General features: G+C 52.6%; 18 protein-coding genes and 1 pseudogene. 14 read left to right on the forward strand and 5 right to left on the reverse strand.

Annotated features, from left to right (window positions below; genetic code table 11):
• Positions 1-59 precede the first annotated feature (59 nt).
• Positions 60-458 carry a hypothetical protein gene (locus tag B0D71_RS18810; protein WP_103396092.1) on the reverse strand — a complete coding sequence of 133 codons (399 nt, stop codon included), beginning with the start codon at positions 456-458 and terminating at the stop codon, positions 60-62.
• Positions 459-675: 217 nt separating this feature from the next.
• On the opposite strand from B0D71_RS18810, the gene B0D71_RS31265 reads away from it, so the two are divergent.
• The 4 genes from B0D71_RS31265 to B0D71_RS18830 are packed head-to-tail and all read left to right on the forward strand — an operon-like array spanning position 676 to position 3,488.
• On the forward strand, positions 676-996 hold the full coding sequence (locus tag B0D71_RS31265) for a hypothetical protein (protein WP_133160948.1): 321 nt from the start codon (positions 676-678) through the stop codon (positions 994-996).
• A gap of 20 nt (positions 997-1,016) precedes the next feature.
• On the forward strand, positions 1,017-2,228 hold the full coding sequence (locus tag B0D71_RS18820) for a PfkB family carbohydrate kinase (RefSeq protein WP_103396094.1): 1,212 nt from the start codon (positions 1,017-1,019) through the stop codon (positions 2,226-2,228).
• Positions 2,225-2,830, forward strand: a complete 606-nt coding sequence (locus tag B0D71_RS18825; protein ID WP_103396095.1) for a 7-cyano-7-deazaguanine synthase — start codon at positions 2,225-2,227, stop codon at positions 2,828-2,830. Before B0D71_RS18820 ends, B0D71_RS18825 begins: the two co-directional genes overlap by 4 nt.
• Positions 2,808-3,488 carry a nitroreductase family protein gene (locus B0D71_RS18830; protein WP_165798730.1) on the forward strand — a complete coding sequence of 227 codons (681 nt, stop codon included), beginning with the start codon at positions 2,808-2,810 and terminating at the stop codon, positions 3,486-3,488. Before B0D71_RS18825 ends, B0D71_RS18830 begins: the two co-directional genes overlap by 23 nt.
• On the opposite strand, the gene B0D71_RS18835 is transcribed toward B0D71_RS18830, so the two are convergent.
• Together B0D71_RS18835 and B0D71_RS18840 are read right to left on the reverse strand one after the other, a co-directional pair.
• Positions 3,423-4,256, reverse strand: a complete 834-nt coding sequence (locus B0D71_RS18835) for an 8-oxoguanine DNA glycosylase (RefSeq protein WP_103396097.1) — start codon at positions 4,254-4,256, stop codon at positions 3,423-3,425. The two genes, B0D71_RS18830 and B0D71_RS18835, sit on opposite strands and share 66 nt — an antisense overlap.
• Complete coding sequence (locus B0D71_RS18840) at positions 4,256-4,996, reverse strand: DNA adenine methylase (protein WP_240635714.1); 741 nt, start codon at positions 4,994-4,996, stop codon at positions 4,256-4,258. The genes B0D71_RS18835 and B0D71_RS18840 overlap by 1 nt, the downstream gene beginning before the upstream one ends.
• 319 nt (positions 4,997-5,315) lie before the next feature.
• On the opposite strand from B0D71_RS18840, the gene B0D71_RS18845 reads away from it, so the two are divergent.
• Positions 5,316-6,644, forward strand: a complete 1,329-nt coding sequence (locus B0D71_RS18845; RefSeq protein ID WP_103396098.1) for an anti-phage deoxyguanosine triphosphatase — start codon at positions 5,316-5,318, stop codon at positions 6,642-6,644.
• A 340-nt stretch (positions 6,645-6,984) separates the two neighbouring features.
• Here B0D71_RS18845 and B0D71_RS18850 read toward each other — a convergent pair whose 3' ends face one another.
• Positions 6,985-8,727, reverse strand: a complete 1,743-nt coding sequence (locus B0D71_RS18850) for a hypothetical protein (RefSeq protein ID WP_103396099.1) — start codon at positions 8,725-8,727, stop codon at positions 6,985-6,987.
• Positions 8,728-8,870: 143 nt separating this feature from the next.
• On the opposite strand from B0D71_RS18850, the gene B0D71_RS18855 reads away from it, so the two are divergent.
• From B0D71_RS18855 to B0D71_RS18895, 8 genes and pseudogenes are all read left to right on the forward strand, one after another.
• The gene (locus B0D71_RS18855; RefSeq protein ID WP_103396100.1) at positions 8,871-9,212 is read left to right on the forward strand and encodes a hypothetical protein; all 342 of its coding nucleotides are present in this window, start codon (positions 8,871-8,873) and stop codon (positions 9,210-9,212) included.
• A gap of 190 nt (positions 9,213-9,402) precedes the next feature.
• Complete coding sequence (locus tag B0D71_RS18860) at positions 9,403-9,600, forward strand: hypothetical protein (RefSeq protein WP_103396101.1); 198 nt, start codon at positions 9,403-9,405, stop codon at positions 9,598-9,600.
• Positions 9,601-9,879: 279 nt separating this feature from the next.
• Positions 9,880-11,361: a phospholipase D family protein gene (locus B0D71_RS18865; RefSeq protein ID WP_165798731.1), complete on the forward strand. Its 1,482-nt coding sequence runs from the start codon at positions 9,880-9,882 to the stop codon at positions 11,359-11,361.
• Between the two features lie 180 nt (positions 11,362-11,541).
• Positions 11,542-11,751 (forward strand): hypothetical protein, encoded by a 210-nt coding sequence (locus tag B0D71_RS18870; RefSeq protein WP_103396103.1) that lies wholly within the window; start codon positions 11,542-11,544, stop codon positions 11,749-11,751.
• 177 nt (positions 11,752-11,928) lie between these two features.
• Positions 11,929-14,298 (forward strand): TOTE conflict system archaeo-eukaryotic primase domain-containing protein, encoded by a 2,370-nt coding sequence (locus tag B0D71_RS18875; protein WP_103396148.1) that lies wholly within the window; start codon positions 11,929-11,931, stop codon positions 14,296-14,298.
• Between the two features lie 139 nt (positions 14,299-14,437).
• Positions 14,438-14,902, forward strand: a complete 465-nt coding sequence (locus tag B0D71_RS18880) for a hypothetical protein (protein ID WP_103396104.1) — start codon at positions 14,438-14,440, stop codon at positions 14,900-14,902.
• A gap of 110 nt (positions 14,903-15,012) precedes the next feature.
• Positions 15,013-15,957, forward strand: coding sequence for an HNH endonuclease (locus B0D71_RS18885; RefSeq protein WP_205886004.1), 945 nt, complete (start codon positions 15,013-15,015; stop codon positions 15,955-15,957).
• Between the two features lie 821 nt (positions 15,958-16,778).
• Positions 16,779-17,574: pseudogene (locus B0D71_RS18895) on the forward strand (reverse transcriptase domain-containing protein).
• 256 nt (positions 17,575-17,830) lie between these two features.
• Here the strand turns inward: B0D71_RS18895 and B0D71_RS18900 are convergent.
• Entirely contained in the window at positions 17,831-18,547 is a 717-nt protein-coding gene (locus B0D71_RS18900; RefSeq protein WP_103396106.1) for a response regulator transcription factor, read from the reverse strand.
• Between the two features lie 170 nt (positions 18,548-18,717).
• Here B0D71_RS18900 and B0D71_RS18905 point away from each other — a divergent pair, with 170 nt between their 5' ends.
• Positions 18,718-20,253 (forward strand): sensor histidine kinase, encoded by a 1,536-nt coding sequence (locus tag B0D71_RS18905; protein WP_103396107.1) that lies wholly within the window; start codon positions 18,718-18,720, stop codon positions 20,251-20,253.
• Positions 20,254-20,439: the final 186 nt, after the last annotated feature.

A 20,439-nucleotide genomic window follows, 5' to 3' on the forward strand; every position in this document is an offset into this window, starting at 1 on the left:
AAAAAGTTCCCAAACCGTCAGCGACTCTCGTCAGTGAAGCTGGGGAGTTCTCAGTCGACTTAACGGATGATCCGCTGGAGTTCATAGGGAGGATTCTGGATCTCACATTCACCAGTCCCATTCTTAAAGCCCTGAAAGTAAACAGTTGTACTGACGTAGTCCGGCTGCATCAGTTTCCCTGTACCACATGGACCAAAATCAGCTGAGACCTCGTAAAGCCGCTTGGAAAAGTCAGCACCCTGTCCGGGAGAAACCGTCCCCTTAGCAGTACGACGGTGGCCGTTGGCATCGACAATTACAAGCTCGATCCATTTGGTCCCACCGCTCTCATAGGCCTGAACGTAATTCCCTTGATTCGCTGGAAACTCAACACGTGCGATTTCGCTCGCTTCACTGGTGCCAGCGAGCATAGCCAGAGGAACAGCCAACGACAACACGGCCTGAAGCATCAAACGCATAGATTTTTCCTCAGTGTGGGGGACAGCGGTGCGCTGGCCCTTCAACACAAGATGGGGGCTACCTGTCTATTTAACCAGTGGTTGAGGAGTTTTTTTGAAGGGGGCGAGCCATGCTGGTGGATGTGCCCAGAAAAACGAAGGGCGATTCAGAATGGCCTTTTGCCTTTCGGATGTGATATTGCTTTGCTCTCAATTTGACTAGCGAAAGGAAATGCGAATGTCTGGTTCTGGCGGTAGCTATCTGGGTCCATCCACACCCACCACTTCCTGCGCGGCCCTTCAGTTTGATACCCAACTTGCTTCACCAAAGGCGCAGGTAGTTGGGCAGTTGAGCGTCAATGACATCCTCGACATTGTCTTTTCGCAGTCTGGCAATCAACAGGTCGTCTCCGCACTGTGGAACGGCGCTGAGGCAGGAGGGATTGTCGACCCCCATCTGAATCAATTGCGAAGCTGCATGAGTCAGGGCGAACAGTACCAGGCACGTGTGCTGCACGTTGGTGGCGGACAAGTACGCCTTCGGGTCTACCACATCTAATTGCGAGCAAGGAGAGCTCTATGATCACCATCGTAGGAGGGGTCTACCGAGAGCGGTGCATGCGCCCGGCGTGGGACGATATTTATGGGTCGGCAGGGAGGGCAGCAACGGCGATTGCCCGTTTCGGTGGACAGGCGGAATTACACGCTTATGTAGATATCAGCACCCAGATCGTCGTTGATGCCCGCGCAGCTGCGGAAGGTTTCCAGTTCAATGCCACAGCTGCGCCGGCGGGGGTGACTTTCGAGTACATCCATGGTCTCGCCAATCCAGATATTCGACGTGGTACTCACGTCAAATCGGAACTGCAGGTTAGCGCCGAGAAGGTGCTTCGATTCGGCATGATCGATGGAACGGCAGTAGTTGATGCTGAGTACGCGGTATTTGATCCACAGAATGCCGACGGTACGGAGTCCTTCAGGGCCAATGGCTCTGAAGCAAAGCACCTGGCTCTGGTCTTGAACCGCCACGAGGCCAATCTGTTGGTGCCCACTTCCAGTGGGTTGACCGCACAAGAGCTCGCAATCTTGCTTGCCGAGCAGGAGAACGCGGAGGTGGTTGTCATCAAGATGGGGCCGTTGGGTGCCTTGGTGTATGACAACGGCGCAATCTCGACGGTACCTGCATACCGCACTGAGCGGGTATGGAAGATCGGCTCGGGAGATACCTTCGCCGCCCACTTCGCATTGGGCTGGATGGATAACGGCCTTTCGGCTCACGATGCAGCCTCGGTTGCCTCCATTGCGACGGCCTTTTATTGCGAAAATCAAGGCTTCCCCGACCAGGCTTTGCTTGCTGGCTTCAAGCCGTACCCACTGCAACCGTCAGCTCGGTATCGCGATGGCTACGCCCCTAAGGTGTACCTTGCAGGGCCATTCTTCACCCTCGCAGAGCTGTGGATGGTTGGGCAGGCTCGCAGAGACCTGCTGGCAATGGGGCTGGATGTATTTTCCCCATACCATGACGTCGGTCTTGGCTCTGCTGAGGACGTGGTCGAAAAGGACCTTGAAGGGGTGCGCGATTGCGACGTTCTGTTTGCAATTGGTGATGGGCTCGACTCGGGCACCATCTACGAGATTGGCTACGCTCGGGCATTGAACAAACCTGTCGTTTTCTACGCGGAAAATGAGTCCGAACAGGACAAGAAAATGATGGAAGGCTCCGACTGCTGCATCACCGATGACTACGTCAGTGCGATCTATCAGACGGTCTGGGAAGCGGTAGTGCTATGAAGACAGGATTATTGTTGTCTGGTGGGATGGACTCTTTGACGATTGCCTGGTGGAAGCGCCCGGACATCGCGTTCACCCTGAACTACGGTCAGCTTGCGGCGCAGGCCGAGATCGAGGCTTCTAGGACGATCTGCCAACAGTTGGAAATCCCTCATCATGTGATTGAGATTGACTGCCGCCAGCTGGGCTCGGGAGACATGGCAGGTAGCCAAGCCGACAGCCTGGCTCCAGCCTCGGATTGGTGGCCGTACCGGAACCAGATGCTGGTTACGCTGGCAGCGATGAAGGCAATCTCGTTCGGCGTGACGCACTTGTGGTTGGGCACCGTGAAATCGGATGGCTTCCATAGGGATGGCTCGCCCGAGTTCATGTCGGCGATCAGCCATCTGCTATCCCTGCAAGAGGGCGGCATGGTGGTGGAGGCACCTGCAATTGAGCTTTCTACTGCCGAGCTTGTCCGTAAATCTGGCATCCCTGCGAGTCTTCTGGCCTGGGCGCACAGCTGCCACAAGTCGCATGTTGCGTGTGGCAACTGCCGTGGCTGCAACAAATACATGGAGGTGTTTCAAGAGGTGGGGTATGACTTGGATCGACTTGGGTGACCCTATTCCAAGGCTGGCTCCTGAGCGGTATGAGCCTCTCGAGTGGGAAATTGGTGATGTCTGCCCGCTCCCTGCTTCCTCGGAGGCATTAGACTGGCCGTTCGGCGAGGTTTTGGATGCGCGTGCGTCGCATCGCGAGTTCGGCGTCGTCCATGACCAGCAGCTCGGAGCCTTCCTCTGGCATGCCTGCAGAACTCGAGGATCCGGTACGTCAAACCTGGGTTTTGATCTGGAGCATCGAGCGGCCCCCTCGGCTGGCGCGATCCACCCTATACACATCGTCGTTAAGCGGCCCGAAGATGATCGATGGTGGATGTATGAGCCCAGGGCCCACCAACTGGTGGAGCTCCGACATGCGACCGGCAAGCTTGCAGGCCTTTATGAGCTCAGTCTGCGGGTTCTGGGCGGTGATGAGGCAACACGCATTCTGTTTCTGGCCGAGCCCGGAAAAACATTGGGTAAATACCAAGATGGTTGCAGCCTTGTTTGGCGTGACGCGGGGGTGCTACTCGCGGTCATGGCATTAACTGCGACAGCCCAAGGACTCAACTTCTGTCCGCTGGGCATCACCGGTGAGCCTTGGGCCAGTACCCTAGCCGATCAGGGAAAGTTGGCTGGGGTTGGCCTTGCTCTTCTTGGGTCTGCTACGAGAACCTGAATCAGGTGCGTGGTGCCCCATGCCCATGATGCTGTGCACCGTTGCGGGCGATGACATCATCTCCAACCACATCAAGGCATCGAGCTCCGATGCCCTGACGCCAAGTCCTTTACTGAAGCGGATGAATTGCTCTTCGAGCTCCAAGTAGTGGCGCTCAACGGTCAAGTTGCTCTCGAAGAACCTACCCAGTAGACCGGCACGGAGAATGTGGATGTCCAAGATTGCCACATCGTCCGCATCCAGCCAGTTACGGGCAACCCATGATGCGGTTTTGTAACCAATGCCTGGAATATCCAGCAGCCAGTCGCGCAGCGCTTTGCCGGAGCCTAATGGAGGCCGTTCAGCAGACAGCTTCTGAAGAGCCGCGCAGAGGTAGCGAGCCTTCTGTGTGGCGAAGCGGTACCGCACTTGGCGACCATCGATAGTTAGCGGCTCTTTCAGCCACTCGAGAAGGCTTTCTTCTGAAGGTGGTTGGTCACCAAAGGCACCGCGTTCTTTGACGTGGTGAAAGGCGGCGAGCCCGACGCTAGCGGGGATGCCATGCCCCCCCAACAAGCACGCGCCAACTTCTTCTTTCAGCGTTGCCCCGAGCTTGTAGTTGATCCGATCGCCAGTGAGACGGCGTGCGTACACTTGGTAGGCCCAGTAGGCAGGAGTTGGGAACGCCTCCATGGCTCCCCACGGGACGCCCGGAATAACTTCTGCGTCTGCTGTGGGCAGCTCGACATTGAAGACCGCTTGGTCCATGAAAATAGCGCCTAATTGCATCAGGCTACCTCCTCGGCAATGCCGTAGTGTTCCTGCATCCATTGCAGTAACTCGTGTCGCTCAATGGGGTCTAGGCTCTCGATACGAGTGCGGAGCCTGGTTTGGCGACGCTGAATGGTTTGGCGGTCTCGGAATGTTTCGCCCATGTATCGACTGTCGTGCAAACGGCTGGGAGGTTCGAAGTTCATCCACACCGTCTCCTCGCGCAGCTCTACATGGGTCTTAGCCGGAAAACTCACCTTGCGCCACCCGATGAGCTCGCGGTTGTAGAGATCACAGTCATAGCCAGAAAGCATTACTTTGCAAGGTAATGCGACCAAGCACCGCAGCAAGCGGGTGTGGTCTTCTTCCGAGTAATCACAGCGATAGACCTTCGCTCGACGGCGGGTTTCCGGAACGTAGGGTGGATCGACATAGACCAGCTCCTGGCCTTCGAACAAGTACCCTTCGAGGAACGCAACCGCGTCGACTTGGTGGAGTTCGCAGGTATCTGGACACTCCGTTCGCCAACGCTCAATGACTTGGGCGTCGAGGTCCAAGCCAATGTTCCGTTGCGCAGCCTTTTTGTTGCGCATGACGGCCCCGCCACCAAGGTGGGATTCGATGTATGTCTGATGCGGTGGCATCAGGTTGATCAAGCGCTGGTAGCACTTGCCTTTTCCGCCTGGATATCTCATGCGCCAAGCATCGTCAGAAATGACGATGATGTCAAGGCGAAGCGCCGAACGGCCAGCATGCATGGAATTCGGTTAAGGTGTAGTCACGAAATGTAGATGGGGCCCGCAGGCCTGCCCCAGCTTTTCAACGGGTCATGCTCAGCTTTTGAGCAGGAGAACGTAGGCTGATCAGATACGGAGTCAGTAACTTGCCTTGGGTCGAATATCAAACGGCAGAGTGGGGGCAACTTCCGATGAGCTCCAACAGAGGTCTCTACTAACCCGCGGCGATTTAATTCAGTTGGGCGCCATTGGTACAATCGAGGCCAGAAAATTCCTTAGATCGGCAATAATCTCAGTTGACAATCGCAGAGTTCAAATTAACTGACAGGGAAGGTTTTTGATGACTGAAAATATTTGGGAAATGCGTCTCTCTGAAGATCCTCGCCGTAGTGGTGAAGTTCGTTCGGAGTGGGAGCGTGATTACGCACGCCTGATTCACTCATCGGCATTCCGTCGTTTGCAATCAAAAACACAGGTCTTGGGCTTGGGGGAGAGCGATTTCTACCGCACGCGCCTTACCCATTCGATGGAAGTCGCGCAGATTGGTGTTGGGATTGTGCGATGGCTTCAAGATCACCATCAGGATGACGACGAAGTCATCAACGCTCTGCCTCGTTCAGCGCTTATGAGTTCTATTTGCTTGGCACATGATATTGGGCACCCCCCTTTTGGGCATGGTGGCGAAGTTGCCTTGAATTTGTGTATGCGAGACTTCGGTGGTTTTGAGGGGAATGGTCAGACATTACGCATCCTATCAAAATTGGATAAATACACTGCCCATCATGGTTTAAATCCGACTCGCCGCCTTCTTTTAGGCATCCTGAAATATCCCGCACCGTATAGTGAACTTGTGGGCGCGACTGCGTACGGCCAAGTCCCAGCCCAGCGCTGGCTGTGTAAGGCTCAAGAGCAGCACCCGCCAAAGTGTTATCTAGATGATGAGCGTGATGTGGTGGACTGGGTTTTAGCACCTCTAACTGAGGCGGAAAAAACTGAATTCACAACGTTTAAAGAACACAAATCTGGTCATAAGAAGCCAATATACAAGGGGCTAGATACGTCGATTATGGAGTTGGCTGATGATATTTCGTACAGCCTGCATGACTTTGAAGATGCTATCTCTTTAGGAATGATCACCAGAAAATCATGGGATGATCAGAATCAAGATAAAGAATATCTGTTCAGTAATTGTGAACTGGATAACAATGAATTAGCGAACAGACTGTTTTCAGAGGAAAGTTACGAGCGAAAGAAAGCAATCGGTGGTCTAGTTCACAAATTCATTCTCAATACAGAGGTAAAACCATCCAGAATGTCATTAGCGACCACAGCGCTTATCAAGTGGAATGCCTATATGGATGACGATCATAGAGCACTGTTGGATCATATCTTCGATCTAGTAAAGACTAAGGTAATTAAGACTCCAAATGTTCAGCAGTTGGAGTTTAAAGGTCAGAAACTGGTAATCGAACTTTTTGATGCGCTGAGCTCTGATCCAGAGCGGCTTTTGCCATCTTCTACGCGGAAACGATATGTCAGCGGAGAAAGTGCCAGCCAAAAGAATCGAGTTATTTGTGACTATATCTCTGGTATGACAGATGAATATGCAACCCGACTGTACGAAAAGATCTATTACCCTCATAAAGGGTCGATTTTTGACAGGTTGTAAATTGGTGCGCAGCTAGATTTTCTCTGCTGACAGAACCCCCGCTAGATTTTTGGATCTGCCGGGGGCACATTTGAGTGGGTATTTATGGCTGGCTTGGACGGTGCAGTTGGTATAATTGTAGGCGCTGATGCAGTTTTGACCCAAGCTGCCGGGTATTATTGACCATTCGAATGCTCAGCAAGTAATGGTCTTGCACGAGATTTCAGAGGCTGCATATAGGTCAGCTAAATAAGTGGCCTGGCTCAAAACTGCATCAGCAGCTAACAAGCTGCCATCAATAGGGACGGTTTCGCCCGTTGTAGATGCGCTTTGAGCGAATAACAATTCGTGCTTTCCTCGACTAGATTCTAAGTGCTTGAGCTATGGCGAAGCGATGACTGTCACCGAGCTCTAGCAAACGACAGGTCGAAGGGATAGTTAACAAAGACTCTGTGGAAGGAAAATAAACTAACAGGTCACAGGGTGAGTCGGATGTTAGCCATCCCAATAAATTCTGTTTGATTAGATAAGGCCTGACACGTTGTACGTCTCGCTTGGTAGTCACCGCACGAGTTGCTTTTCCAAGGCTTTGTACGCTGGTGTCTAGCTTGTTTTTATCCAGCCAGTCAAATATTTTTTTTAAGTACTTTTCTATTTTTATTAGTGGGTTAAAAAGAAGCGCAGAGTGGTTTTTTACTATTTTTGTGCAATATTCATTGTATATAGAAATTGCCGTGCATAAATTAAAGTTCTCAATATCCCTAGAGAAATCATATGGTTGTATTGTGTGGAGTTGTGGCATGCTTTTTAGGTAAGTTGATAGCAGAGGATTTATTCTTGTCGATGAGCCCCCCGGGTCTTTTGACATATCGAGACCGATACGAAACAATGCAGCATGATGCTCTAAAATTCCTAATGGCCATTTTTCAGCTTCTGACAGGCACCTAGCAAAATGCAAGTCGGCGAGATTTCTATCACCATTATGTAATGCCAGCAAGCCTTTTAAAAACGCATTAACCCCTTCGAAGTAAGGCTCATTTCTGAAATCTTTCAATTCTTCATGTAGCTCGATTAATTCCACGTTGCCCAGATAGCCGGTCGCCCCTTTTTTTAAAAATCTATCCAAATGATAAGTATTTTCAGGCGGAGAATAGGCTGAGGTACTATCCAACAGTCCCTGATATGCTGGGCTAGTGAGTGGGCCATGATGGATGCCATACCTAATGTCTTCTGCTTTGTAGAGTTCGAAAAGAAGGTACTCATTCAATGCGGAAATTTCATTTATAGCGCCCTCTGAAAAATTATAGCCGAACATCCTATCTGACAGTGCTATGGTAAATGACTCAAACGCTCTTGGTGACCATTCATCCATAACTTTTTTTAATCTATTAAAAATCATCATGGCACTATATACTCCCGTCACGCTGTCAATAAGACGTCTTCGCGCAGAATAATCGAGAGTTTGGGTCAGCTCTGAATCTAGTGTCTTAAGCTCGGCAGTTTGCGTGGCGGTAAACTTTGACGACGACTGGTCTAGTGAGTTTAGACTTTTCCTGAAGCTTAACTCAGGGGATTTCTTATTCCGTATTGAATAGTTAAGCAGGCAGCGCAGAAGTATTTTGCAGGCCCGGTTTGGCTCATTCCCGTATATCTTTAATGCTTGCAAGCATAAAGGTACATGCTTCAAGGGGCTGTAGGTTTCAAGGTGCTGTTCTATTTCAAGTAAAAGCTGGGCTAGTTGTGGTGCGGCAATCATAACGCTAAGCTCTTCATAAAGCTCACCCTGACTATTACTGCGATATACAAAACTTGATCGCAGCCAAGAGACTAACTGCTGCATATTCGCGAAATAACGGTCGAACAGTTTGATCAAATACTCGTCGTCTTCCGTTTCGTATATGGAGTTACCCGACATGGCTCGGAACAGAGAGCTATGACCCGAAACGAGCTTTTTGTAGCGGTCTTGCTTGGCAGAATAACTGCGGGCAATTGAGAGCATTTCCGACTGGCTACGCCCTACACAAAAAAGCAGGCTGATGGTCTCTACGAATTCATCAACCGTGGGAAGTGTGATCTCGGGAAATTCCCCTGGTGATCGGTCCATGACAGCGGCTCCTTGAAAATCCGGCGAGACGAGCTGGATACCCTACAGCATCATAACCCAGCTCGCCTAAGTCGACGAAGGAAGCCCCAACGCCGGTGGCTGGCGGGAAAAATCAGCAAAACTAGCTCGTGGAGCGTACCTAGATGAAAAAGTTGAAAGGGGTGTTTCTGGATGCGGCAATTACCAGAATTTCCCGGGATTTAATTGCCCTCGAAGGCACGGGCCTCGCAGTAGACGTCGATGAAACGTTGCGAAAGCTCAACGAAAAACACCACATTGTTCCGATTGAGGAGCTGGAAAATCTTCAGAACGATGTCAATTTGAGCATTACGATGGAGCGCGGTCGCAGGCTGAAATCGGCCAGCACGTTTGGGTACGGGAGCTACCGGGCTGTTCCCTATGTCGACAAGGCCGTTGAAGCGATGACGACGCTTGGTGAGGTGGCGGCTTCTCTGAGTAGCGATAAACAAAAGGTTTCATCCTAAATAGGGACGATCATGCCATAGCGCGCCTTCAACGTTGGCTGATGATGTTAAAGAGGCCCGTGAAAAATTGGCGGCTATGGCACGCAGTGCGAGCAACTAGGAAAAATCGCTGCCCTTCTGCCCGCCATGTGCGGGCTTCGTCAGTAGGAGAGGCGCGATTCTCGCGACCCCAAAAGAGAAGGAAATACTCATGAGTAAAACCGTCGAACAAGCTGAGGCCGCACTGAAAGCTGCGAATGCTGCCTACCTGAATGAGTTGGAGCGCGATTGTGAGCGTCGTGACGGAAGTGGCGCTCAAGAACGCCGCCGTGAGGAACATCAGCAGTCGCTACGCGAGGACATTGCTCAGTGCGAGCGCGATCTTGAAGGAGCCAAACGTCGCCAATAGAGGCGAATAGTAAATCGCCCCTGATTTCATAGATACTTCCTCAGCTCGTATTGAGGTTCTGGGCGTGGGACATCTGCTCTATGTAATTTGGTCAATTATGCATAATCGCCCACGTAGCTGAATGAATTCCACTTTAATGGCGGGCTGATACTCGATAAGGTGATTTTGCATAAAGGCTAGGGTGGTTCATGGTGCTGTGTTCGGCAATACATCCGCCGCCCTGTCGCGTAACTGCAGACCTGTCACTAATTGCTCACTACGTTCATAAAGGGACTAGACGTGGATTCAACCTTCATCACCCCAGAAAACTATAAAACACGATTGAGGCAACTGGTTTCCGATGAGGACTCACTTGATGTCGCCGTCGCATTTTGGGGGCATAGTGCTCAGAAGCTAATCCATCCGGATGAATCCAAACCTATCCGGATTATCTGCAACCTGCGTACGGGCAGCACAAATCCTCAAGTGATCGAGCACTTCTTAGAACTGTCCGCCCGACTCGACCGAAACGTGCAGGTTCGGCAGTGCGATCGGTTGCATGCGAAAGTAATTCTCGGAGCAAACCAAGCAGTTATTGGTTCCGCCAATATTTCAGCCAATGGCCTAGGCCTCGAAGATGAGGACTCTGCCCACTGGCTGGAGGCCGGCATGCATATTCGTGAGCGCACCGAACTCGGTGCCATGCAATCTTGGTTCGACGCTTTATGGGACTCGGTGCACGTGAGAGCTATTGATGATTCCGACATCGCCGCTGCGTATTTGGCCTGGCGCCGGAACCGGAAGCCCATGCTAGAGGTGAACTCAGGCAGGGAGGATTACTTCTCGCTAGCTGATTTCACTGCTTCTAGCCTTCGTTGGGAGAAAGTCTATGCCCTTATATATCGGCACAAAAACACTCCAGAGGCGAGATCGAAGCTGAAGGCAATCGAAAGCGAAGTGGGTAACGACAAGGGGGATGTTAAGACCGGCATCAAACTTTGGGGCTACGAGAACTGGCCTGATTTTCCTACTGACGTGGAAGCCGAGTACGTGGACATTCGGTGGGGTCCCATGAAAGGGGTATCTGTGTTCGGACCGTGCCGCTTACTCGGTCAACAGGCGAGCATCCAATACGCCAATTCGTTTGTCGGCACCCTCGATATTGCAAATCCAGTACAAACGTTGCTCGGCACTCCATTCGGAACGAAGGCGAAGCGAGCAATGGAAATGCAGCTCAAAACATGTATGCAAGAAATATGGGATACGACTGGCGATGGTGACGATGTACGGGTCGTTCATTTGGCCGAGCTAGCAGAGATTTTGGAGAAGGCGGCAGGTCGGGCTGAGGCTTCGGATGATGTCGAAGAGCCGGGTCCTGTGGTTCATCCCAGTGACCTCACCGTCGGACAGCGGGATTCGAAACTGCCGGTTGGTGGGACGTTCAACGGGCAGGATGCGGTGGGAGTGCTGGAGTCGCTTTCCAAATATGTAGTTCTTCACGAAAAGGACAAAAAAAACAAGTTCTGGAGCTACAAGATCAGAACCAGGAGGGGAATAGAGTTTGCTTTCGACCCCAAGACTAAGAGAGGTCTCTACGTCAGAGTTGAAAGAGAGCTACCGAATTTGCCCGGAATCGTCGATATCAAGCACATCTTGGCGGATAGCAAATCAACAGCCTTGAATCGGGTGTTCTCCGGCGGGCACCACAGGGCGGTGTACAGCGCCACTATCGAGACAGAGTCCGCGCTACGTGCTTTCGTTGACTATTACTTCACGCTCTAACGGTTCTTTACTAGTGATTAGAGGCTCGCTATTAGAGCTTCGACCCCGTTGATACTGACCGAAGGCTGATCTGTCAGCCGCTTGCAATTTGATCCAGGACGGGCTCCTGGCGTTGTATTGGTGACTCATGTCCCCTGCTCCAAAGCTGAGCTACGCTTCACTCTCCACGGAGGAAGCACAATGCCCAACTCAGACCTATTGCCTTCACTGCTGTTCAAGATCAACGAAAATCAGCTCGCACTGGAAGCCGCTATCATGGAGCTTTCGAATTGGGTGGAGAAACGCGGATCAGCTGAGGTCGCGGACAATATTCGCGGCGCGCTTGCTGCGATAGACCGAAATGAAGAGTTCATCAATATGACGCTCGCGGTGATGATGACACCAGATTGATTTCGCCAGAAGCGGACAGCGTTTACGTATACCCCCGACGGCTCCTGCTCGCGATTAAGCTTTCAGCTATGGGTTTCCAAACCGGCAATCAACGTTGCCGTTTTCCAAGCCATAGCTTGGGAGGTCAAGCAGGGTCGGAGTCAGCAGTGCTGGTTCTGAATGGTTGAGGTGGAAGCTGTGACAGATGCCAAGTTGCTGGCGAAATTACAAGCTGAGAACGCCAGGTTAATTGCCATGCTTGACGCTCATGGGGTTGATTGGCGCCTGCCTGAGCCAGTAAGGATTCAGGTCGCTCAAATCGAGCCTTCGCAGCAACTTAACACTGACGGCAAGGTTGCTTTGTTCAGAAGCCTGTTTCGCGGTAGGGCCGACGTTTATCCCATCCGTTGGGAAAGCAAGGCAGGCAAGTCAGGATACGCCCCCGCCTGTGCTAACGAATGGCGACCTGGGGTTTGTGAGAAGCCGCGAATCAAATGTGGCGATTGCGGTAATCGTCAATTGTTGCCGCTGACCGATGATGTGATTTTTCGTCACTTGGCAGGCGACGTGGTGGTTGGCATCTATCCTTTGCTCCCTGATGACACCTGTTACTTTCTTGCCGTCGACTTTGATGAGGCTGAATGGCGTGATGATGCCCGAGCTTTTGTTCAGTCGGGTCATGAGTTAAATGTCCCAGTGGCATTGGAGATTTCGCGTTCAGGCAATGGTGCTCATGCGTGGATTTTTTTCGACCGTAATGTTTCTGCTTACGATGCACGCCGCCTAGGAGCCGCGATAATCAGTCATGCCTGTGACCGTACCCGCCAATTGGCACTCAGATCCTATGATCGACTATTTCCAAACCAGGACTATATGCCTAAGGGTGGCTTTGGGAACCTTATTGCACTGCCATTGCAAAAGCGTGCCAGGGCCAAAAATAACAGCATTTTTGTAGATGACTCACTGGAACCTCATTCCGATCAGTGGGCGTTTCTGGCCTCCGTTCAGCGGATGAGCCCTGGGGATATTGAGCCGGTGATTATTCGGGCGATGGGCGACCGTGATCCCGTAGGCGTCGCGTATGTCGAGGACGAGGTAGATGCTGAACCTTGGAGAGATCGTGATTCGAGATCGCGCAAATTGACTTGTCCGTTACCTGCGTCTCTCCATATCACATTGGCCAACTTGGTGTACTTCGAAAAATCGGAATTACCGCAGCCCTTGGCAAACCAGCTTGTCAGGCTTGCGGCATTTAAAAACCCTGAGTTTTATAAAGCTCAGGCCATGCGCCTATCGGTCTGGAACAAACCTAGGGTCATTGGCTGTGCGCAAAATCTCCCTAAGCACATCGCGTTACCACGTGGATGCTTGGATGCTGCGCTGGAGCTTCTGGCGGGAAATGGAATCGCTGCTGAATTCCAAGATGAGCGCTTTGTCGGCGACCCCATCGACGTAAGTTTTCTCGGCACTTTGCATTCTGATCAGGAAGTTGCGGTCAGCGCGATGCTTAGTCATGACGTCGGCATCCTGTGTGCCCCGACCGCATTTGGTAAAACCGTGAGTGCCGCTGCGTTGATAGCGAAGCGTAGTGTTAACACGTTGGTGCTTGTGCATAGGACTGAGCTGCTACGGCAGTGGCAAGAACGTTTGCAGGCATTTCTAGGCGTCGGCAATGGCGTTGTGGGGACAATTGGTGGCGGAAAAGCACAACCTACAGGGGTTATCGATATCGCGGTGATGCAGTCTTTATCGCGGAAAGGTGAAGTTAGCGATAAGGTAAAAAACTATGGCCAGATCATCGTTGATGAGTGCCATCACGTGTCGGCGATTTCGTTCGAGGCGCTATTGAAGAGCGCCGCCGCACGGTATGTGGTGGGACTTACAGCAACTCCGGTACGCCGTGATGGGCAACAACCTATCATCTTTATGCAGTGCGGACCGGTCCGGCACTCTGCTGCCCGACCGGCAAGCGCCCCTCACGATCTGTCAGTGGTGCCCCGCTTACTTTCCAAACCTATTGTCGTTCCCGACGGCTCAGGGATTCAGGACGTTTTTCGACGCCTAGCCGACGATATCGAGCGTACAGCCATAATTGTCTCTGAGGTTGAGCTAGCCTTTAGCCAAGGTAGGAAGATCCTGGTACTGACGGAGCGTACTGAACATGTGGACGCTCTCGAGGCGGAATTGCAGGGGCGCGTGCAAAACCTTTTTACACTTCATGGGCGTGTGCCCAAAAAACAGCGAATCTCTCGCATGCGCGAGCTTGGCTCGCTTCCAGCTGATGCCCCACGAGTGCTCGTAGCAACTGGAAGGCTAGTTGGTGAAGGCTTCGATCATCCAGCTTTGGACACTTTAGTGTTGGCAATGCCCATTTCATGGAAGGGTATTCTTCAGCAATACGCAGGCCGATTGCATCGAGCCCATACTGATAAAACCGACGTGCGAGTGATCGACTTCGTTGACGTGGGGAACGCTGCGTTACTTCGGATGTGGGATAAGCGCCAGGCGGGGTACAAAGCGATGGGGTACCGATTGGCTGACTCCCAAGCCACTATGGACCTGCTCTAATTCGGCTCCTTTGAATTTCGATTTTCCGTGAAACAGCTGTGAAACAGCAAAACCCAATCCGCTCTGAAAAGTTGATGCAGCACTGATGGACTCCGATTGAGGAGTAAACCTGAAACCTGCCAATTGAACTGGAAAGGTTATGGCAAAAGCTCAGCAGGAAAAGCTCCCAAAAGAACGAGGCCGACCTCGTCTAGAGAAGCTTCACGCTCGATACGAGATACAGATTACAAGCTGGGATTTCAGCTGGTCGTTTTACCTATCTGGGCCTACAGACCGGTGGCAAGGGCGGAGCCATTTTAGAGAGGTGGCGACCCTGATTTTGATGGGCCGTGTTCTTGCGCCAGAGGGATTTAAGTATCCAGAAGCCCTCCTGCACCTAGTAGCAGATCCGTGGTTGGATAGTTTAGTTGAGCAACCGGCAGCGATCGGCTCGATCCACATCAATGGCAGGCAGTTCACTGGATACGTACCAATTCCCAGCAACCAAATGCCAATGTTGGTTAGCTCGGCGAATCGATTGTTATTCGTTGAACTCTACGGAACGCCATTGCGGTATCGCAAGGCATTGATCAACGAGCTCCATTTAAATACAACGCCGGACTAATCCTTTACCCGCGACTCCCCTCCTGATCCAGAATAAACGTATCATTGTGTCCAGAATTGATTGACCGCTACGTATACAATCTTACTAAGAGTATTTTTCAGAGGCTTCTCGTGACTAGACCTTCTATACCTGTAGAGATTCAGCGCGCCGTTTTGGTCGAATGTGGGCACCGCTGCGCTATCCCCCGCTGCAACCAGACCGACCTTGAATTTCATCATATTGTCCCTTGGGCAGAGTGCAAAAAACACGAGTATTCAAATCTGATCGCTCTTTGTCCAATCTGTCATCGCCGAGCGCATAATAAGGGCATTGATCGAAAATCTCTGATGATTTATAAGGAAAATCTCGCAAAAGAGTTTGGAGCGCGCGATAAAGGTACTTTGGTAGGAGAGATTGTCGAAATCAAAAGGCGACTAAAGGAGGAGGATCGTAGTATCCCCGGCTTTTTGTTTAAATTCGACTTCCCAGAGTTTCCATCTGCTGTAGAACGTATCGTCACGAGGAATATCGAAGCGTGGGGTCATGAGCTGCTCAATAATTTGCGCATAAAGCAAGCTGAATGGGACGCCAACCCACCAGAGATCGAGTTCTTTGATATTCATCCAAGACCAGAGCTAAAAGGCACCTATCGGATCATCCGGCGCGATGATCAAGTTATCAGTGTGCGCTATGCCATTGAGCACGATTATTTAGGGGTAGGTTTTATTGACCGAAGTACTCGAGTGCTCAACTACTTATTGAAACCCTTCCGCCCAATCACGTTAGAGTATGTGCTCGGTGATATAACACAATTACCTTTATTGGCGAGTGTCATTCGACAAAAGCTGGCGAGTAGAGGGTGCTATGATGCAGCGTTGTTAGAGAAAGGAACCAAACCTACTTTGGATAATTTTGCGCTATTTAATGTTGACCATGTAGGCCTCACATTTACGTTTCCAGAGGGCAGCATTGCTTGCAAAACTGAAGGAGAGCAAACGCAATTTGTCTTCCTTGAGGAGATCGCCGAGTTTTGCGACAGCAGTTCCCTACAGAGTTTAAATTCCTGCCCTTTTTAAACTCCTGAGTTAGCCACCGCTCCGGTCGCAAATGAAAAATTGCTCTGATCGTGAGCAAAAGGTCCAGGGTTGTTGGTTCCCTGCTTGAATCTAGGCGCTGCCCAACCTTTCAGCTTAAGGTTATGGCTTTTAACCTCAGTGAGGGGCCGAGGTCGAGGATACGTGTAGCATCACTCAGATGCGTTCCTTTCTTATATACAAACACATTGTATGGGCGGTTGAGCGGCGGAAGGGAGCGCGTTTCCGCTAAACGCATCTTTTCTGTGAAGCGAGTAGTCTTTTCTCATGTATTTTGTGAGTTCCAACCAGCCGGCTCACAAAAAAGATGATTTTCTGCCAGTCTTTGCTGGGGCTCCCGAATCATCTATTTTGTGAGCCTACACCGGTCGATGCCAACGAAAAAAGGCCAATGCATTTGCATTGGCCTTTTTTTGTGGGTGCGCCAGGCATGGCGCGTTGCGCGCAAGCGCAACCAGTTTGGCTGTGGTGGCCACGCTGGTGACTTGGAGGTGAAAGTCCTCTACACACCCGGCAAGGGGAAGTGTTAGCCAGAGGCAAGGGTGTCGTGGGTGACTGCGAATCTGAAGGAAGCCCGAGGCAAAATGCTGGCCTGACGAACAGGAAGCGGATAGAGGCGGCACAGCGGGGTAAGACGGCCCAAACCGTCAAAGCCCGATACTTGCACGGAACGCTGTGACGTAGATCCGACAGGCATAAGCAGGAAGGTCGCGCGAATTACCCTGGGAGATCTGTTGAATACCGAAATGCAGAAATCTCTCCCAGAGAAGACTGTTACTCCGAGTCCCGGACAGAATCCGAGGATGACGGCTGACAGCGCACAGGTATCGGCGGCGTCTATGACGTGGACGAACGCGGAGCCGGACACGCTGATGGAGCGGGTGCTTGCACCCGCCAACCTCAACCGTGCGTATCAACGCGTAGTCAGCAACAAGGGCGCACCGGGTGCCGATGGCATGACGGTCGACCAATTGGCAGGCTACGTGAAACAGTATTGGCCGATCCTCAAGACTCGGTTGCTGGCTGGCGAATATCACCCGCAAGGTGTACGCGCCGTCGACATCCCCAAACCCAAAGGCGGAACACGGCAACTGGGTATTCCCTGCGTTGTGGATCGCCTGATCCAGCAGGCTCTGCTGCAACAGCTCACGCCCATCTTCGATCCTCTGTTCTCGGACTACAGCTACGGCTTTCGTCCGGGCAGAAGCGCTCATCAAGCTATCGAAACGGCCCGTGCCCATGTGGCGGCAGGCCACCGCTGGTGCGTGGAACTCGATTTGGAGAAGTTCTTTGATCGGGTCAACCACGACGTGCTGATGGCCTACATCGAGCGTCAAATCGAAGACAAGCGTGTGCTCACGCTGATCCGTCGTTATGTCGAAGCTGGAACGATGTCAGGTGGACTCGCCAGCCGCCGACAGGAAGATACGTTTGGGAATCGACGAGGCGCGGGCGTGGAAATCGGCGGTCAATGGCCGAGGCCCATGGTGGAACTCGGGAGCGTCACATATGAATCAGGCGCTACCGAAGAAGCTCTGGGATCGACTCGGGCTGGTCTCGATACTGGATACGATAAACCGGCTTAATCGCATAACCTGAACCGCCGTATACGGAACCGTACGTACGGTGAGAGGACGGCGGTTGTGAAACCGCCTCCTACTCGATTCAGTTCATTTTCAGCGTGGGCACCGTCCTTGTAAGAGCCGGCTTGCGGGCGATGATCGTTAACGATAACGCGTGTGAACTGGGTAAACGCGGCGCACTTGAGTCCATCGCCGGCAAGCCGGCTCCTACAGGTATTGCGTTATCGGTGTTTCCCGGGATTGCGTGAAGAACCTTTTTTATTGGCAGCGATTCACTCGCTCGCCGACGCCACACTCTCCAACCGATACCCATACCCATAAATCGTCAGCAACTGCCAACCGCGATCCGCTGTCAGGCCAAGCTTGTTGCGCAGGCGATAGATGTGGGTGTCCAGCGGCCGTGACGACGACATTTCTTCATGGGGCCAGAATCGTTCGTACAGGTAATCCCGCGACAGCGGTCGGCCGAGGTTGCTGAACAGGCAATGCGCCAGGCGGTATTCACGTTCGGTCATGACGATTGATTTGCCTTCGCGAGTGACGGTCAGTTCGGCGTCGTCGAAAACCAGATCGTTGAAGCTCAACACTTCAGCAGCCGCACGCTGCTGACCATGTCGGCGCAGGACTGCGCCGACACGGGCCTTCAGCTCATTGGGGCGGAATGGCTTGCTGACGTAGTCGTCGGCGCCGGCATTCAGGGCCTGAACGATATCGCTTTCGCCGTCGCGACTGGTGAGCATGATTGCCGCAGGTGGCGCTTCCATGTGTTCACGGGTCCAGAGCAGCAATGACAAACCGGTGAGATCGGGCAATTGCCAGTCGAGGATCAGCAGGTCGAAAGTTTCCCGACGCAGTTGGTGCAGCAGGTCTTCGGCCCGTTCAAAGCTGTGCAGCGACCACGGCTGCTCTCCGGCTTCGGCCATCTGTTGCAGGGTTTGTTCGACCCGGCGTAATTCGGCGGGCTCATCGTCCAGAATCGCAACACGCATTCACGGTGATTCCTTGTCGCTTGGGCAGCTACTTATCGACGATAGCGGCTCAATCGATACAGTGAAAGCAAGCGACCCGCCGTTGGTCGCGGCGTCCGCTATGATTCTTGGAGTCGACGCCTCAGACGTAGGAACCATGAAACCATTTCCCCCGCCCTGCCCTGTTGGCCATGTTTGACCAACGCCGTCGTGAAAGCCGAGAACCAAGCCAGGTGCAGCGGTTGTTTCGGCAATTGGTGCGCGAGTGGTTGTGGATAAGTCTTGTGCTGCTACCGCTGACGACACTGCTGTCCTATCGCGCGCAAATCAACCTGGGCGATGCTTCCCCTGGCTTGAGCGCCTTGCTTTCCCTTGGTCTGGTGACATGCGTGCTCGGGCTGTTGCTGTGGCGCCCGCGCCTGGCGCTGTGGCTGACGCTCACGGGAATGGCGTGTGCGTTGCTGACCAGTGCCGGCCTTGCGGAGTTCAAGCGGTGGTGGTGGTCACCGACGCCTGCGGTGTTGGGGATGCTGTTTGGTTATCTGATTTGGAGCTGGCGGCGCCTGAGTGTGGTGCTGACCTATTTCGGTTGGGAGTTGGCGCGGCTGGACAACGAGCCGAAAGTGTTTCCGGAACGCCGTCGTGCCCGGTATCCCGGTGGCGACCGTCTGCAGAAACAAATCATCGCGCTTGAACAAGCCATGAGCCTGACCCGCGATACCCACCGGTTCATCGCCGATGGCCTGGAATATTTGCCGGTGGCCACGTTGATCAGCGATCCACAGGGGCAGATTCTGCTCGGTAACCGCAAGGCCCGTGACCTGTTTGGTGGGGATATGGTCGGTGATGACGTACTCAAGCGACTTGAACAGCTCGGTTATCCGGATATGAGCCGTGGGAGCGGCTCGTCTTTATCGACCCTCCCCCTGCTGGAGTTTCGCGACCTCAAGGAACGCAGCCTGCGTCTGGAGCGTGCAGAGTTGCTGCCGGTAGACGGTGAGATTCCGGTCGGCTGGCTATGGAACCTGACTGATTTGAGTGTTGAACGCGATGCGGAGGAGCAGCGCGCGATCCTGTTGCGGTTCCTGTCTCACGACCTGCGGGCGCCTCACTCGGCCATCCTCGCCTTGCTCGACGTCCATCGTCATCAGGTGGGCGGTGATTCGCCGCTCTTTGATCAAATCGAGCTACAGGTCCGTCGGGCCCTGGAATTGACTGACGGGTTCGTGCAACTGGCGAGGGCCGAGTCCGAGGCTTATCAGTTTCAGCCGAGCCTGTTTGCGATGCTGGTGCTGGATGTGTTCGATCAGGCGCTGCCCATCGCGCAAGTGAAACAGATCGAAATGGTTCACCAAGTGGAAGAGGAGGCGCAGGAAACGCTGGTCCTGGCGGATCAGGCGCTGCTGACTCGGGCACTGTTCAATCTGCTGGAAAATGCCATCAAGTACAGTGTTTCAGGTACACGCATCCGTTTGCACGTCAGTCAACACGACGGCTGGCTGACCTGTGAGCTCATCGATCAGGGCAAAGGCATCGCCGCTGAGGAGTTACCCGAATTGTTCAGCCAGTACCGGCGCTTTTCTTCCGCTCAGGGTATCGATGGCGTGGGCTTGGGATTGTCGATGGTCAAAGCCGTTGTGGATCGGCACGGCGGGCGAATCGAGTGTCTGAGCGAGGTGGGTCGGGGCACGACATTCAGGCTGCAATTTCCGCTGTTTACTGAATAAAGCGTGCGATCCAGGTCGCCTTGTCATGTCGACAGTCAGCGATTGCCCCGGGCATAAAAAAACCGGCTATATCAGCCGGTTTTTTTACGTCCCAAAAAAACTTATGCACGTTTTTACGGTTTTTATCATTCAAATAAATATGTAAAAAAATCATAAACTTACGTGTAAATAACGACGGTTTTCAAT

Origin of the sequence: Pseudomonas laurylsulfativorans (assembly GCF_002906155.1) — a bacterium.
Classification (GTDB): Bacteria; Pseudomonadota; Gammaproteobacteria; order Pseudomonadales; family Pseudomonadaceae; genus Aquipseudomonas; species Aquipseudomonas laurylsulfativorans.

Excerpts from the sequence above, each read along its gene's own strand:
- B0D71_RS18810 (WP_103396092.1), bottom strand. The coding sequence starts at position 458 with ATGCGTTTGATGCTTCAGGCCGTGTTGTCGTTGGCTGTTCCTCTGGCT.
- B0D71_RS31265 (WP_133160948.1), top strand. The coding sequence starts at position 676 with ATGTCTGGTTCTGGCGGTAGCTATCTGGGTCCATCCACACCCACCACT.
- B0D71_RS18820 (WP_103396094.1), top strand. The coding sequence starts at position 1,017 with ATGATCACCATCGTAGGAGGGGTCTACCGAGAGCGGTGCATGCGCCCG.
- B0D71_RS18825 (WP_103396095.1), top strand. The coding sequence starts at position 2,225 with ATGAAGACAGGATTATTGTTGTCTGGTGGGATGGACTCTTTGACGATT.
- B0D71_RS18830 (WP_165798730.1), top strand. The coding sequence starts at position 2,808 with ATGACTTGGATCGACTTGGGTGACCCTATTCCAAGGCTGGCTCCTGAG.
- B0D71_RS18835 (WP_103396097.1), bottom strand. The coding sequence starts at position 4,256 with ATGCAATTAGGCGCTATTTTCATGGACCAAGCGGTCTTCAATGTCGAG.
- B0D71_RS18840 (WP_240635714.1), bottom strand. The coding sequence starts at position 4,996 with ATGCATGCTGGCCGTTCGGCGCTTCGCCTTGACATCATCGTCATTTCT.
- B0D71_RS18845 (WP_103396098.1), top strand. The coding sequence starts at position 5,316 with ATGACTGAAAATATTTGGGAAATGCGTCTCTCTGAAGATCCTCGCCGT.
- B0D71_RS18850 (WP_103396099.1), bottom strand. The coding sequence starts at position 8,727 with ATGGACCGATCACCAGGGGAATTTCCCGAGATCACACTTCCCACGGTT.
- B0D71_RS18855 (WP_103396100.1), top strand. The coding sequence starts at position 8,871 with ATGAAAAAGTTGAAAGGGGTGTTTCTGGATGCGGCAATTACCAGAATT.
- B0D71_RS18860 (WP_103396101.1), top strand. The coding sequence starts at position 9,403 with ATGAGTAAAACCGTCGAACAAGCTGAGGCCGCACTGAAAGCTGCGAAT.
- B0D71_RS18870 (WP_103396103.1), top strand. The coding sequence starts at position 11,542 with ATGCCCAACTCAGACCTATTGCCTTCACTGCTGTTCAAGATCAACGAA.
- B0D71_RS18880 (WP_103396104.1), top strand. The coding sequence starts at position 14,438 with ATGGCAAAAGCTCAGCAGGAAAAGCTCCCAAAAGAACGAGGCCGACCT.
- B0D71_RS18900 (WP_103396106.1), bottom strand. The coding sequence starts at position 18,547 with ATGCGTGTTGCGATTCTGGACGATGAGCCCGCCGAATTACGCCGGGTC.
- B0D71_RS18905 (WP_103396107.1), top strand. The coding sequence starts at position 18,718 with ATGTTTGACCAACGCCGTCGTGAAAGCCGAGAACCAAGCCAGGTGCAG.